Here is a 13,703-nt window from a genome sequence, read left to right as displayed (position 1 = left end):
CTTCCGCGGCCCCCACGCCCGCCCCCGACCCGGACCTGGTGGAGCCGCAGGGCGCCGAGGACTCCCCCTCCGGCGAAGCCGGGAGCACGGGAGCGGCGGAGCCGCAGGGCGCCGGCGAAGCCGGGCGTCAGGCCGAGCCCCCACCCTCGGAAACCGGGGCGGGGGAAAGCCCCGCAGGAGGAGCCGGGACGGACGACCGGCCCACCGACCCCGGTGCGGTCGCACCCGGCGCGACGCAGGACGAGGCCGGCGCGACGCAGGACGAGGCCGGCGCGGCGCAGGAAGCCGCGGAGCCCGCGGCCCCGAGCGGCTCGGAGGAAGCCGCGCAGCCGGTGGTCAGCGAGGCCGCCGCCGAGTTGGCCGCGCAGAAGGTGGAGCGGGAGCGCATCGCCCGCCGCAAGGCGGAGCGGCAGGGGCCCGTGGAGGCCGGGGCCAACCTCAGCGGGAAGGCCGCCGACCTGCTGGCCGCCGTACGGGCCGTGGAGAGCGGGGAGAAGCCCTCCCCCGTGTACTTCGACGAGGCCCCCACCGCCCCCCGCCGGGCCCCGGAGGCTCCGGCCGCCCCCCGGGCCCCCCAACCCGCGGCCGCGGCCCCGACCGCCGCGGGAGTCGACGGCGTGCGCGCCGTGCTCGCCCGCGGCGGCGCCCCCGAGGCACTGGCCCTCCCGGCCGCCACCGCCCTCGGCGAGGACGCCGCCGAGCAGCTCGCCCACGACCCCTGGCGGCTCCTCGCCGTCGCCGGCGTGCGCCCCACCCAGGCCGACGGCTTCGCCCGTGCCCTGCTCGGCCAGGGCGCGGGTCCCGGCGACGAGCGGCGGGCCGCCTCGCTCCTCGGCTGGCTGCTGGAGCAGGCCGCGCTCAAGGGGCACACCGCCCTCGAAGCACCGACCCTCGAAGCCGCCCTCGCCCAGTACGGCGTCCCGGACCCCGCCGAGTCCCTGGAGCAGGCCATCGGCGAGGGCGCCGTCCTCGTCTTCCAGGAGCCGCTCGGCCCGCCCGCCGCCGAAGGCGAGGAGCAGCCCGTCCGCGTGCTCGTCGGCCTGGAGGGCTACGCGCTGGCCGAGGAGAGCCTGGCCGACGGCCTGGCCCGGCTGGCCAACACCTTCGGCGATCCGGCGGACTGGGAGAAGGCCGCCACCGCCGGCCCCGGCGCCGACCTGATCCGCGCCGTCTCCGGCCACGGCCTGGTCACCCACACCGGCGGCGAGGCCGCCCGCGCCGAACCGCTGGCCCTGCTGGCCGCCGCCCGCGACCAGGGCCTGCGCGTCTGCCTGGCCGCGCACACCCCGGCGCACGGCGCCGTCACCGTCGCGGACCTGCTCTCCGGCGCCGCCGGGCCCGGCCGGGACGCCGACGGGCAGTTCGCCGTGGACCTGCTCGTGGTCCTCGACGCCCCGCAGCTGGACGTGGAGACCGCCGCCGCGCTCGTCGAGTCCGTTCCCGACGGGGCCCGCCTGGTGCTCTCCGGGGACCCCGGTGTACTCGGATCCGCCGGACCCGGCCGGGTGTTCGCCGATGTCCTGGCGGCCCGCGCCTGCCCGCAGCTGGTCTCCCGCACCCCCGACCCCGGCCCGATCGGCGAACTCGTCTCGGGCATCGGCATCGGCGAGCTCCACCAGGTCGACGCCCCCGGCAAGGAGGTCGTCATCGTCCCGGTGCAGGCCGCCGGGGAGGCCGTCCACCGCGCCGTGCAGCTGGTGGCCGAGTCCGTACCGCGCGCCTTCGGGATCCCGGCCGACGCGGTCCAGGTGATCACCCCGGGCCACGGCGGCCCGGCGGGTACGAGGGCGCTCAACGCGGCCCTCAAGGAGCGGCTGAACCCGGGCCCCGGCCGGTTCGGCGGCTTCGACCCCGGCGACCGCGTCGTGCACGTGCCCGCGCCCGGGCGGGCCGTCCCGGCCCGGGTGGTGTCGGCCGACGCGCAGGGGCTGCACCTGGACGCGGCCGGCGCGCGGATCGTCGTACCGAAGGAGCGGGTGGAGGCGCAGGTGCGGCACGGCTGGGCGGTGACGGCGCACCAGGCCGTCGGCGCGCGCTGGCCGGCCGCGGTGGTCGTGCTGCCCAAGGACGCCGAGCAGGCCCTCTCCCGGGACTGGGTGTACACGGCGTTCGGGCGGGCGGAGCGGCACCTTTCCGTGGTGCACGGCGTCGACCAGGCGTTGCCGCAGGCGGTCGCCGGGGTGCTGCCGAAGCCGCGTACGACCCGGCTGACCGGCCTGCTGCGGGCGCTCGTGGCGGCGGCGCAGGAGCAGCCGGAGTGACACCGCGATGATCCCGGAGTGACCCGTACGCACCGCGGCCCCCGCCCTTCCGGGACGGGGGCCGCGGTGTCGTGTGCGCGGAACGGGATCAGGCGGGGGTCAGGCCGGGCCGGGCCGCCTGGCCGCCCGCGCCCTCTTCCTCGTCCCCGTCGAAGTCGTCGGTCTCCTCGTCGAAGACGGAGCTGACGTCGAACCGGTGCAGTACGTCCTGCGGATCGGTGTGCCCGAAGGGCGAGCCCAGCCACTCCCCCGGCTCCGTCACCTCCTCCGAGGCCGCGATCCAGAGCGTGGAGTCCCCCTCCTCCAGGCCGAACTCCTTGTAGCGGGAGGCGATCTCGTCGGGCTCGTACTCCCCGAAGAGCACGCCCAGCGCACCGGCGGTACCACCGTCGAGGGCGAGCTCGGCCTCGCGGTCGTGCGCAGCGACGCGCTCGGCCTGGGCGATCAGCCTCGGCGGTTCGACGACGGCGTAGTCACGGCGGATGAGCACGCTGAAGGCCGCGGGCTCCGCCGGGCCGGTGTACGGGACACCGTCCTCGGGCGTGGGGATCTCGAACGGGGTGACCTCGTCGTAGCGGTCGTAGAGGAGCTCGTCGTACTCCTCGGCGGCGGCGGCGAGTTCGTTGAAGGCGGCGTAGACGGCCGGGTCCTCGTCCCCGATCCTGCTCTCGACCGCGGCGAGGTGGCGGTCGAGAGCGGCCTTGACCGCCTCGGCGGCGGCGCGTACCTCGGCAACACTGGGCAGAGCGGCATCAGACATAGTGCAGACGCTATCCGTAGCAGGGCTCTGCCCGCACAATAGATGCGATGCCGGAATACGAATTTGTCGACGTGTACGTGCCCCGCGGTGTGCCCCGCAAGGAGGCGACCCGCCTGCTCACCGACCATGCCGAGTACGGGAACTGGGAGATCGACCGGCTGGCGCTGTACCGGGACGGCAGCCGCCGGGTACGGCTGCGCCGGAGGATCATCCGTCAGGTCCGCGCCACCTGGTGACGCGGGACGGGTGACGCGGGACGGGTGACGCGGGACGGGTGACGCGGGCCCCGGATCGGGGCCCGCGCCGTACGGCCGCCGCCGCCCGTCAGGCGGCGTTGCGGGCGCGCCGGTAGAGCACGGCCCCCGCCAGCAGTGTGCCCGCGGCGAGCGGAAGGCCCACGCCGAGGACGTCTCCCGCGCCGGTGGCGGCGAGTCCGGCCTGCTGGGCCGGCGCGATCCCCTGGCCGGGGTGGGTGACGGGCGTGAGACCGCCCGCGCCGGGCCCGGTGGGCGTACCTGGGTTGCCGGGTGTACCCGGGTTGCCGGGCTGGCCGGGGGTTCCGGGGTTGCCCGGAGTGCCGGGGTTGCCGGGCTGGCCGGGGTTGCCCGGGGTTCCGGGGTTGCCCGGAGTGCCAGGAGTGCCGGGCTGGCCGGGGTTGCCGGGCGTGCCCGGAGTGCCGGGCTGACCGGGCGTGCCCGGGGTTCCGGGGTTGCCGGGAGTCCCGGGGTTGCCAGGAGTGCCGGGGTGGCCCGGGTTGCCGGGGTGGCCCGGGTGGTGCGGTTCGTCCTCGTCGCACGGCTCGTCCGGCTCATCGGGCTCGGCCGGGTGGCCGGGGTTGCCCGGGTGCCCCGGGTGACCGGGGTGGTTCGGCGTGGCCGAGTCGTTGGAACACCGGTTCCCGAAGGCCGGGTTGAGCAGCCCCACCACCGAGATGGTGTTGCCGCAGATGTTCACCGGAGCATCCACGGGTACGTGGTCGGAGTTCCCGGACGCCACGCCCGGAGAGTTCACGGCATGGCCGGACGTGCCGGAGTCCGCGTGTGCGTAACCCCCACCCAGCGCGAGCACACCCCCCGCCGCCGCCATGGTGATCAGGGTCTTCCTGGTGACCGCTGCCTGTCGTCGCATTGCGTTTGTCCCCCTGCGATGTACGAACGGCCGGGCCCTGAAGCCCGGCGGCCCCGGAGCGCTGGAATGCGCTCCGGGGCCCAAGACTTCAGAAACGTCAGGCGTTGACGCAGGTGTTGCCGAAGGCCGGGTTCAGCAGGCCGATGATGTTGACCGTGTTACCGCAGACGTTCACGGGAACGTGGACCGGGACCTGGACGACGTTGCCGGACAGAACGCCCGGGGAGCCGATGGCCGCACCCTGGGCACCCGCGTCGGCCTGGGCCAGGCCCGCACCCGCGAGAACCAGACCACCAGTGGCAGCCGCAGCAGCTACAACCTTCTTGAACATTGTTCCTCCTAGTTGGCAATTGCGGTCCCAGCCGCGGACCGCACCACCTGTAACGAGGAGGCATCACCAGGGCTACGAGCGTATGAGTGCATTCACTCTTCCCAGTGAGAAACGCACACCTTGCCGATTCTCAGCAGTTGTCGATGAATCGGTCCAGCACACGCACGCCGAACTTCAGCCCGTCGACCGGCACCCGCTCGTCCACTCCGTGGAACATCCCGGCGAAGTCCAGCTCCGGCGGCAGCTGCAGCGGGGCGAACCCGAAGCAGCGGATGCCGAGGTCGTCGAAGGACTTCGCGTCCGTACCGCCGGAGAGCATGTACGGGACCGCCCGCGCGATCGGGTCCTCGGCCTTGAGGGCGCCCTGCATGGCGTCGACGAGCTTCCCGTCGAAGTCCGTCTCCAGCGCCCTGTCCCCGTGCACGTCCTCGTACTTCACGCGCGGCCCGAGGATCCGGTCCAGGTCGGCGAAGAACTCGTCCTCGTAGCCGGGCAGGAAGCGGCCGTCGACGTGCGCGGTGGCCTGGCCCGGGATGACGTTGACCTTGTAGCCGGCGCCGAGCATGGTCGGGGCCGCCGAGTTGCGCAGGGTCGCGCCGACCATCTTGGCGATGCCGCCGAGCTTGGCGAGGGTCGCGTCCATGTCGTCCGGGTCGAGCGGGGTGCCGAGTGCGTCCGAGAGCTCGTCCAGGAAGCTCCGTACGGTCTTGGTGACCCTCACCGGCCACTGGTGGCGGCCGAGGCGGCCCACGGCCTCGCAGAGCTCCGTGATGGCGTTGTCGTTGTTCGTCATCGAGCCGTGGCCCGCGGTGCCCTCCACCGTGAGCCGCATCCAGTGCATACCCTTCTGGGCGGTCTCCACCAGGTACAGCCGCAGGTTCTCGTTGACGGTGAACGAGAAGCCGCCGACCTCGCCGATCGCCTCGGTGACCCCGTCGAAGAGCCCGGGGTGCTTGTCCACGAGGTGCCGGGCGCCGAACACGCCGCCCGCCTCCTCGTCCGCGAGGAAGGCCAGCACGATGTCCCGCGGGGGCTTGCGGCCGCTGCGCAGACGGTCGCGCACGACGGCCAGCGTCATCGCGTCCATGTCCTTCATGTCGACGGCCCCGCGGCCCCACACGCAGCCGTCGGCGATCTCGCCCGAGAAGGGGTCGTACGTCCAGTCGGCCGCGTTGGCCGGGACCACGTCGGTGTGCCCGTGGATCAGCAGGGCCGGCCGCGACGGGTCCTCCCCCTCGATGCGCGCGACGGTCGAGGCGCGCCCCTTGTGGGACTCGAAGATCTGCGGCTCCAGCCCGACCTCGGCGAGCTTCTCGGCGACCCACTCGGCCGCCTTGCGCTCCCCGGGACCGGAGTGGTCCCCGTAGTTGCTGGTGTCGATCCGGATGAGGTCCCGGCAGAGGTCGACGACCTCGTCCTCGCCCGAGACGGTCCTGCCCGCGCTCGACTCGCTCACGCTGCTTCCTCCCACTGATCGGTACCGACTGCCTCCCCATCCTCCCGCTTCACCCCGCTCTCCCCAAGGGGATCCTCGGCCGTCGGGGGGTGTGATCGAGGACCCCGGAATGTTTGGTAATGTTTTCCACGTCGGAACGGCCCGCGAGGGACGCGAGACAGATACCTTGTCCGGGTGGCGGAATGGCAGACGCGCTAGCTTGAGGTGCTAGTGCCCTTTATCGGGCGTGGGGGTTCAAGTCCCCCCTCGGACACAGAGCGAGAACCCCACTTCGGTGGGGTTCTTCGCGTTGTCCGGCCTGTTCTCGCTGCGGCTACCCTGAAGCCGTGATCGAGAACCTTCCCCCTTGCCCGAAATGCTCCTGTGAGTACACCTACGAGATGAACGCCCTCGTGGTGTGCCCCGAGTGCGGCCACGAATGGGTTCCCGCCGAGGGCGGTGCGCAGGCCGGGGAGGGTTCCGGCGAGAAGGTCGTCAAGGACGCCGTGGGCAACGTGCTCAGCGACGGCGACAGCGTGACCGTGGTCAAGGCCCTCAAGGTCAAGGGCAGCCCGTCCGGGATCAAGGCGGGCACGAAGGTGCGCAACATCCGGCTCATCGACGGTGTGGACGGCCACGACATCGACTGCAGGATCGAGGGCTTCGGTGCCATGCAGCTGAAGTCCGGCGTGGTCAAGAAGGCCTGATCCAAAGCCTCACGACACAGCAGAAGGACCCCGCCCTCGGGCGGGGTCCTTCTGCTTGGCGGCGGGCGTCCGGGGTCGGTCAGCGGTTCGCGGCGATCTCCGCCACGCGGCGGCGGACCAGGAACCAGCCGCCGACGAGGGCGGCACCGATGACGGGGACCCACAGGACCGTGGTGCGGCCGACGCCGCCGTCGCACCACATCAGGACCAGTACGGCGACCAGGAACGCCAGCGTGACGATCTGCGTGTACGGGGCCCAGGGCAGGCGGTAGGACGGGCGCTCCAGGCTGCCCTCCTGCGCGCGGCGCCAGAAGAAGAGCGAGCAGATCATGACCATCGCCCAGGTGCCGAGGATGCCCAGCGAGGCGAAGTTCAGGACGAGCTCGAAGGCGTCCTTCGGCATCAGGTAGTTCAGGCCGACACCGGCGAGGCCGAAGGCGGCGGTGAAGAGCACGCCGCCGTAGGGGACCTTGCCCTTGTTCATGCGGGCGGTGAACTTCGGCGCGGAGCCGGACATGGCCATCGAGCGCAGGATGCGGCCGGTGGAGTAGAGCCCGGAGTTCAGGCTGGAGAGCGCGGCGGTCAGGACGACCAGGTTCATGACGCCGGCGGCGCCGGGGACGCCCAGCTTGTCGAAGACGGTGACGAAGGGGCTCTGGTCCGAGGAGTACGAGGTGTACGGGAGCAGCAGCGCCAGCAGGATCACCGAGCCGACGTAGAAGAGGCCGACGCGCCACATGATCGAGTTGATCGCCTTCGGCATGATCTTCTCGAGGTTCTCGGTCTCGCCGGCGGCGACTCCGCACAGCTCGACGGAGGCGTACGCGAAGACCACGCCCTGGAGCAGCAGGAGCATCGGGAGCATGCCGGACGGGAAGATGCCGCCGTTGTCGGTGATGGAGGACAGGCCGGGGGTGTGGCCGTCGATCGGGTGGCCGGTGACGACCAGGTAGATGCCGACGAGCAGGAAGATGCCCAGGGCCGCGACCTTGACCAGGGAGAACCAGAACTCCATCTCGCCGAAGTACTTCACCGAGATCAGGTTCGCGGTGAGGACCACGGCGAGGGCGATCAGGGCGAGGACCCACTGCGGGACGCTGGTGAACATGGACCAGAAGTGCGCGTAGGTCGCGGCGGCGGTGATGTCGGCCACGGTGGTCGTGGACCAGTTCAGGAAGTACAGCCAGCCGGCCGTGTAGGCGCCCTTCTCCCCCATGAACTCGCGCGCGTAGGAGACGAACGCGCCGGAGGAGGGGCGGTAGAGCACGAGCTCGCCGAGGGCCCGGACGACGAAGAAGGCGAAGATGCCGCACACCGCGTAGGCGATCGCGAGGGAGGGGCCCGCGTTGGCGAGCCGGCCTCCGGCGCCCAGGAACAGGCCGGTGCCTATCGCCCCGCCGATGGCGATCATGTTGATGTGGCGGGACTTGAGGTCCTTGCTGTACCCCTCGTCACCGGCGTCGACGTGGCGGGAGGACGCCGGGGCGGGGGCCTCGGTCAAGGTGCGGTCACTCATGTAGGACTTCGCCTTCGTGGGTGGGACAGGCAGACCCGGACCGCCGTGCAGGGGAGCTGGGTGGTGTCACCTGTGCGGGGTTCCGGTGGTTTTTGTCGCCCCAGGAGACCATGAGCCCCGGCCCTGGCCAAAACCCGGCCTCCCCACGCAGAAACCCCCGGCGACCATGGAAACGGATGCCGGGGGCAATGCATGCACTGGAAAGCGAGGCAGCGGCTCGCAGCAGCGGACCTCAGGTGCGGGGGTCGGCCTCCGCGGCCTGGTCGAGGCGGAAGGCCTCGTTGCCGAGGCCGATGCGGGCGTGCACCTCGGGGTGGCGGCCGCGCAGGACGGCCCCGTACAGCAGTCCGCCCGCGGCGGACGCGCCGATGATCCCGGGCAGGACCCAGCTGAGCGCGGAGCCCTTCTCGGCGGCGACCAGGACGTCGAAGTCCTTCACCGTGTAGACGGCGATGGCGAGCAGGGCGATCCCTGCGGCACCGGCCGCGACGAGCCGCCAGATCTGGGCGCCGGCGGTGCCGCGGCGGACGAAGAAGGCGATGACGGCGAAGGAGGCGGCGGCCATGAGGAGGGTCACGCCGAGGGCGCCGACGTTGCCCATCCAGGTGAACAGGTGCAGGACGGGCGTGGTGGGGTCCCCGGCCGGCTTGTCGTCGGTGACGGCGAAGGCCAGGACGACGAGGACGGACACGACGGTCTGCAGGAGCGAGCCGGTGGCAGGGGCACCGGTGCCCGCGTTGGTCCGTCCGAAGGCGGCCGGGAGCAGGCCCTCGCGGCCCATGGCGAAGGCGTAGCGGGCCACCACGTTGTGGAAGCTGAGCATGGCGGCGAACATGCCGGTCACGAAGAGGACGTGCAGGACGTCGGTGAAGGTGGTGCCGAGGCGGGCCTCGGTGAGCTGGAAGAGCAGGCCGGGTCCGGCTTCGGCGGAGCTCTTGACCACCTCGGAGGGGCCGGTGGCGACGGTGAGGGCCCAGGCGCTGAACGCGAAGAAGAGGGCGACGAAGCCGACGGCCAGGAACATCACGCGGGAGACGACGATGTGGGGCTTGCTGGTCTCCTCGGCATAGACCGGGGACTGCTCGAAGCCGACGAAGGCGGCGATGCAGAAGCACAGGGCCGTGCCGAGGCCGGGTCCGCTCAGGGTCTCGGGGTTGAAGGCGTGCAGCGAGATGCCTTCGGCGGCGGGCTTGCCGAGGGCGGCGATGTCGAAGACGAGGACGAGGACGACCTCGATGAGGAGGAGGACTCCGAGGACCTTGGCATTGAGGTCGATCTTGAGCCAGCCGAGCGCGCCGGTGAGGGCGACGGCCGCCAGGGCCGGTATCCACCAGGCGAGGTCGATCCGGAGGTAGGTGGCGAAGAGGCCGGAGACCTCGAAGCCGAGGATGCCGTAGACGCCTACCTGCATGGCGCTGTACGCGACGAGGGCGACGAGGGAGGCGCCTGCGCCCGCGGTGGGGCCGAGGCCGCGGGCGATGTACGCGTAGAAGGCGCCGGCGTTGTGGACGTGTCGGCTCATCTCGGCGTAGCCGATGCCGAAGAGCGCGAGCACGACGCCGAGGATCACGAACAGCAGGGGCTGGCCGACGATGCCCATGACACCGAAGGTGGTGGGCATCACGCCGGCGACCACCATCAGGGGCGCACTGGCGGCGAGTACGGAGAGCAGCAGTCCGGCGGTGCCGAGGCGGTCGGCGCGCAGGGCGCGGTCCTGGCCCTTGTAGGTGCGGATCTCGGGCGCGGTGCCGAGCGTGGTGGATCTGCCCGTCGCCATGGCGGGTCCTTTCGGGGGAAGGTCCGGGGGAAGGTCGTGCGGGGCGGGGGTGCGGTCGAGCGGGGTGCTGTGCAGCCCTGCCGCTTCAGGCCGTGCCGAGCGCGACGCTGCGGGCGGCGAGGAAGGCCTTGTGCGGGTCGAGGTCCGGGTAGGACCAGGGGGCGGGGGTGGCATGGCTGCCGATGCGGTGGAAGAGTGCGGCGGCTTCGGCCGGGCGGCCCTCGCAGAGCTTGGCGTGGGCCAGGAAGTTGAGGTCGACCCGGTTGCGGGGGTGGTCCTCGCGCTCCCACTCCAGCCACCAGTCGAAGGCGGAGCGCAGCACCTGGCGGGCCCGGCGGCTCGACCAGTGGGCGGCTGCCCCGTCGGGGGTGCGGCCCGGGGTGGCGGCGAGCACCCGGTAGCGCTCGGCGTGGGCGATGACCGGGAGGACGGCGAGCGGGGAGTCGGCCGGGGACTCCTCGGCGGCCCAGGCGGCGAAGTCGTAGACCTCGTGGAGCGGGTCCTGGCCGGCGGCGGGGGTGTGCTCGGCCAGCTTGGCGACCATCAGGTGGTGGGCGTGGTGGTGCTCGCGGTGGCGGGCCCGGACCTGGTCGAAGTGGCGGCTGAACTCCTCCTCGGTGCCGAAGGCACGGGTGAGCATGAGCAGCCCCAGCCAGGGGGTGGGGTCGGCGGGGAGCAGGGCGGCGGCCCGGCGGCAGGCCTCCTCGGCGGCCTCGGGGGTGCCCTTGCGGCGCAGGGCGGTGAAGACGGCGGCGCAGGCGAGCAGGGTGGCGGCGTCGGGGCTCTCGGGTTCGGCGAGCAGCCATTCGCGGGCCCAGGCGGTGGCGGCCGGGGTTTCGGCGAGCACGACGAGGCGGTGGCCGCGGCGGTCCCAGTCGTCGCCGGTGGTGACGAGGAGGGAGCGGGCCTTGGCCCACCGGCCCTGGGTGAACTGGGACCGCACGTCGACCAGTTCGGTGTCGCACAGGGCCGGGTCGAAGAGCTGGGCGTCCCGCTTGCGGGCGCGGCCGAGGGGCGGCGGAGGCGGGGACATCCGCGGGTTTCCCTCCAGAACACGGGCGCGGGCGGACGGTTTGGCTGGATGATCACGCACAGCAAACCGGTACGCACAGCTCCGCGTCAAGGTCCAGTCCACTGCGTGGCGCGTTTCAACTGGTGTGGAGATGAGGACAGTTGGCGCGATTCAACTCGTTCGCGGCCACCGCGGCGGCGACCGTCGTGGGCGATCCGCTGCCGGTGGTGAGCGAGCGGATGGCGGTCATGGACTCCGCGGAGCGTCCGGTGGCCGTCCTGGAGGTGACGGGCGTACGGGTGCTGCCGCTCGCGGAGGTGGACCTCGCGCACGCGCTGGACGAGGGCGAGGGGTACAGGTCCGTGGCCGAATGGCGCGCTGCGCACGAGCGGTACTGGCACGGTCCGCAGATCCGGGAGGTGCTCGGCGACCCGGAGTTCACGGTGGCCGACGACACGCCGGTCGTCGCGGAACGCTTCCGGGTCGTCGAGATACTCCCGATCCCCTGAGGGGTCAGCCCACCGCCTCGGCCGCGGCGCGGCCGGCCGCGCGGCCCGAGAAGATGCAGCCGCCCAGGAAGGTTCCCTCCAGGGCGCGGTAGCCGTGGACCCCGCCGCCGCCGAAGCCGGCCGCCTCACCCGCCGCGTACAGGCCGGGCAGCGGTTCGCCCGACCCGGTGAGGACCCGGGACGACAGGTCGGTCTCCAGGCCGCCCAGGGACTTGCGGGTCAGGATGGAGAGCCGTACGGCGATCAGCGGGCCCGCCTTCGGGTCGAGGATCCGGTGCGGGGCGGCGGTGCGGATCAGCTTGTCGCCGAGGTACCTGCGGGCGCCGTGGATGGCCGTCACCTGGAGGTCCTTGGTGAAGGGGTTGGCGATCTCCCGGTCCCGGGCCACGACCTCCCGGCGGACGGTCTCCTCGTCGAGCAGGTCTTCCTTGGTGACCGCGTTCATGCCGCGCACCAGCGAGGCGAGGTCGCGTTCGACGACGAAGTCCGCGCCGTGTTCCATGAAGGCCTTCACCGGCCCCGGTACGGCCTGGCGCGCCCGGTCGATGACGTCGCGGACCGACTTGCCGGTCAGGTCCGGGTTCTGCTCGGAGCCGGAGAGGCCGAACTCCTTGCCGATGATGCGCTGGTTGAGCACGAACCAGGTGTGGTCGTGGCCGGTCTTCATGATGTGGTCGAGGGTGCCGAGGGTGTCGAACCCGGGGAAGAGCGGTACGGGCAGCCGCTTGCCGGTGGCGTCGAGCCAGAGCGAGGACGGGCCGGGCAGGATGCGGATGCCGTGCCTGGCCCAGATCGGGTTCCAGTTCTCGATGCCCTCGGTGTAGTGCCACATCCGGTCCTTGTGGCTGGCCCCGGCCTCCTCCGCTATGCCGAGCATCAGGCCGTCCACGTGCGCCGGGACCCCGGAGAGCATCCGCTGCGGCGGGGCGGCGAGCCGCTGCGGCCACTGCCTGCGCACGAGGTCGTGGTTGCCGCCGATGCCGCCGCTGGTCACGATCACCGCCTGGGCCCGGAGGGAGAACGCCCCGGTGCTCTCGCGGCCGCTCGCGGTGCCCCGTACGGCGTCCGAGGGCTCCAGGATCTCGCCGGTCACGGTGTCCAGGGCGCCGGCCGTCCGGGCGAGCCCGGTGACCCGGTGGCGGAAGCAGAGCCGCACCAGGCCGCGGGCCACCCCGGCGCGGACCCGCCGCTCGAAGGGGGCGACGAGGCCGGGTCCGGTGCCCCAGGTGATGTGGAAGCGGGGTACGGAGTTGCCGTGGCCGTTGGCGTCGTAGCCGCCGCGTTCGGCCCAGCCGACCACCGGGAAGAAGCGGACGCCCCGGGCGTGCAGCCAGGGACGCTTCTCACCGGCCGCGAAGTCGACGTACGCCTCGGCCCAGCGGCGCGGCCAGGCGTCCTCCTCGCGGTCGAAGCCGGCGGTGCCGCGCCAGTCCTGGAGGGCGAGCTCGCGGCTGTCCTTGATCCGCATCCTCCGCTGTTCGGGCGAGTCGACGAAGAACAGCCCGCCGAAGGACCAGTGCGCCTGTCCGCCGATCGACTGCTCGGGCTCCTGGTCGAGCAGGATGACCTTGCGGCCCGCGTCGACGAGCTCGGCGGTGGCCACGAGGCCGGCGAGCCCCGCCCCGATCACGATCACGTCTGCGTCGTACGTCATGGCGAACCCGTCCTCCGGTCGGTGGTGGGGCAGATCCTTGGCTACGGAGCGGTAACCAGTCAACAGCGGTGGTTGGATGAGCCGCGTGAGTGCTGCTGACGAAGTGCTGGACGTGGTGGACCGGGACGACCGGGTGACGGGGCGGGCGCCGCGGGGCGAGGTGTACGCGGGCGGACTGCTCCACCGGTGCGTGTTCGTACAGGCCAGGGACGCGCGGGGACGGATCTTCGTGCACCGGCGGACGGCGTCGAAGCTGGTCTTCCCCTCCGCGTACGACATGTTCGTGGGCGGGGTGGTCGGCGCGGGCGAGAGCTACGCCGAGGCCGCGCTGCGGGAGGCCGGGGAGGAGCTGGGCGTCGTGGGGCTGGCGCAGCCGGCGCCGCTGTTCAAGTTCCTGTACGAGGGGCCGGGCGGAGCCTGGTGGTCGTACGTGCACGAGGTGCGCTGCGAGCTGCCGGTGCGGCCTCAGGAATCGGAGGTGGCCTGGCACACGTGGCTCTTCGAGGAGGAGCTGGCGGGGCGGGTCGCGGACGGTGGGTGGGAGTGGGTGCCGGACGGACTGGAGGCGTACCGGCGGCTGCGCGCGCACCGGCAGCGTCACCAGTAGATTGAC

The 13,703-nt window shown here is 72.6% G+C and carries 13 protein-coding genes and 1 tRNA gene; 6 read left to right on the top strand and 8 right to left on the bottom strand.

From position 1 onward, the window contains the following. The first annotated feature begins 35 nt into the window (after window positions 1-35). Complete coding sequence (locus tag ACFXGI_RS04335) at window positions 36-2,261, top strand: ATP-dependent RecD-like DNA helicase (RefSeq protein ID WP_384703433.1); 2,226 nt, start codon at window positions 36-38, stop codon at window positions 2,259-2,261. Between the two features lie 88 nt (window positions 2,262-2,349). Here the strand turns inward: ACFXGI_RS04335 and ACFXGI_RS04330 are convergent, their stop codons facing one another. Continuing rightward, the gene (locus ACFXGI_RS04330) at window positions 2,350-3,021 is read right to left on the bottom strand and encodes a hypothetical protein (protein WP_384703061.1); all 672 of its coding nucleotides are present in this window, start codon (window positions 3,019-3,021) and stop codon (window positions 2,350-2,352) included. A gap of 47 nt (window positions 3,022-3,068) precedes the next feature. Between ACFXGI_RS04330 and ACFXGI_RS04325 the strand changes: the two genes are divergently transcribed. Further along, window positions 3,069-3,257: a DUF5703 family protein gene (locus ACFXGI_RS04325; protein WP_030860319.1), complete on the top strand. Its 189-nt coding sequence runs from the start codon at window positions 3,069-3,071 to the stop codon at window positions 3,255-3,257. A gap of 88 nt (window positions 3,258-3,345) precedes the next feature. Here ACFXGI_RS04325 and ACFXGI_RS04320 read toward each other — a convergent pair whose 3' ends face one another. The 3 genes from ACFXGI_RS04320 to ACFXGI_RS04310 all read right to left on the bottom strand — a co-directional run bounded on the left by ACFXGI_RS04320 (window position 3,346) and on the right by ACFXGI_RS04310 (window position 5,936). Then, on the bottom strand, window positions 3,346-4,149 hold the full coding sequence (locus tag ACFXGI_RS04320) for a chaplin family protein (protein ID WP_384703058.1): 804 nt from the start codon (window positions 4,147-4,149) through the stop codon (window positions 3,346-3,348). 97 nt (window positions 4,150-4,246) lie between these two features. Continuing rightward, window positions 4,247-4,480 (bottom strand): chaplin ChpH, encoded by a 234-nt coding sequence (gene chpH, locus ACFXGI_RS04315; RefSeq protein WP_384703055.1) that lies wholly within the window; start codon window positions 4,478-4,480, stop codon window positions 4,247-4,249. Between the two features lie 130 nt (window positions 4,481-4,610). After that, window positions 4,611-5,936 carry a M20/M25/M40 family metallo-hydrolase gene (locus ACFXGI_RS04310; protein WP_030860323.1) on the bottom strand — a complete coding sequence of 442 codons (1,326 nt, stop codon included), beginning with the start codon at window positions 5,934-5,936 and terminating at the stop codon, window positions 4,611-4,613. Window positions 5,937-6,104: 168 nt separating this feature from the next. Between ACFXGI_RS04310 and ACFXGI_RS04305 the strand changes: the two genes are divergently transcribed. After that, window positions 6,105-6,189 (top strand) — tRNA-Leu (locus ACFXGI_RS04305). A gap of 73 nt (window positions 6,190-6,262) precedes the next feature. Beyond that, the gene (locus tag ACFXGI_RS04300; RefSeq protein ID WP_384703052.1) at window positions 6,263-6,622 is read left to right on the top strand and encodes a zinc ribbon domain-containing protein YjdM; all 360 of its coding nucleotides are present in this window, start codon (window positions 6,263-6,265) and stop codon (window positions 6,620-6,622) included. Window positions 6,623-6,701: 79 nt separating this feature from the next. Here ACFXGI_RS04300 and ACFXGI_RS04295 read toward each other — a convergent pair whose 3' ends face one another. From ACFXGI_RS04295 to ACFXGI_RS04285, 3 genes are all read right to left on the bottom strand, one after another. After that, window positions 6,702-8,138 carry an amino acid permease gene (locus ACFXGI_RS04295; protein WP_384703049.1) on the bottom strand — a complete coding sequence of 479 codons (1,437 nt, stop codon included), beginning with the start codon at window positions 8,136-8,138 and terminating at the stop codon, window positions 6,702-6,704. A 232-nt stretch (window positions 8,139-8,370) separates the two neighbouring features. Then, window positions 8,371-9,915, bottom strand: a complete 1,545-nt coding sequence (locus tag ACFXGI_RS04290) for an APC family permease (protein WP_384703046.1) — start codon at window positions 9,913-9,915, stop codon at window positions 8,371-8,373. Between the two features lie 85 nt (window positions 9,916-10,000). Beyond that, window positions 10,001-10,948 carry a hypothetical protein gene (locus tag ACFXGI_RS04285; protein WP_384703043.1) on the bottom strand — a complete coding sequence of 316 codons (948 nt, stop codon included), beginning with the start codon at window positions 10,946-10,948 and terminating at the stop codon, window positions 10,001-10,003. 140 nt (window positions 10,949-11,088) lie between these two features. Between ACFXGI_RS04285 and ACFXGI_RS04280 the strand changes: the two genes are divergently transcribed. Further along, window positions 11,089-11,436: an ASCH domain-containing protein gene (locus ACFXGI_RS04280; protein ID WP_384703040.1), complete on the top strand. Its 348-nt coding sequence runs from the start codon at window positions 11,089-11,091 to the stop codon at window positions 11,434-11,436. Between the two features lie 4 nt (window positions 11,437-11,440). On the opposite strand, the gene ACFXGI_RS04275 is transcribed toward ACFXGI_RS04280, so the two are convergent. Beyond that, window positions 11,441-13,090, bottom strand: a complete 1,650-nt coding sequence (locus ACFXGI_RS04275; protein ID WP_384703037.1) for an FAD-binding dehydrogenase — start codon at window positions 13,088-13,090, stop codon at window positions 11,441-11,443. 85 nt (window positions 13,091-13,175) lie between these two features. On the opposite strand from ACFXGI_RS04275, the gene ACFXGI_RS04270 reads away from it, so the two are divergent. Continuing rightward, the gene (locus ACFXGI_RS04270) at window positions 13,176-13,697 is read left to right on the top strand and encodes an NUDIX hydrolase (RefSeq protein ID WP_384703034.1); all 522 of its coding nucleotides are present in this window, start codon (window positions 13,176-13,178) and stop codon (window positions 13,695-13,697) included. Window positions 13,698-13,703 lie beyond the last annotated feature (6 nt).

Source organism: Streptomyces sp. NPDC059355 (genome assembly GCF_042752335.1).
GTDB lineage: Bacteria > Actinomycetota > Actinomycetes > Streptomycetales > Streptomycetaceae > Streptomyces.
Note: the sequence above shows the minus strand (reverse complement) of the source record. Positions and strands in the feature narration are given on the sequence as shown.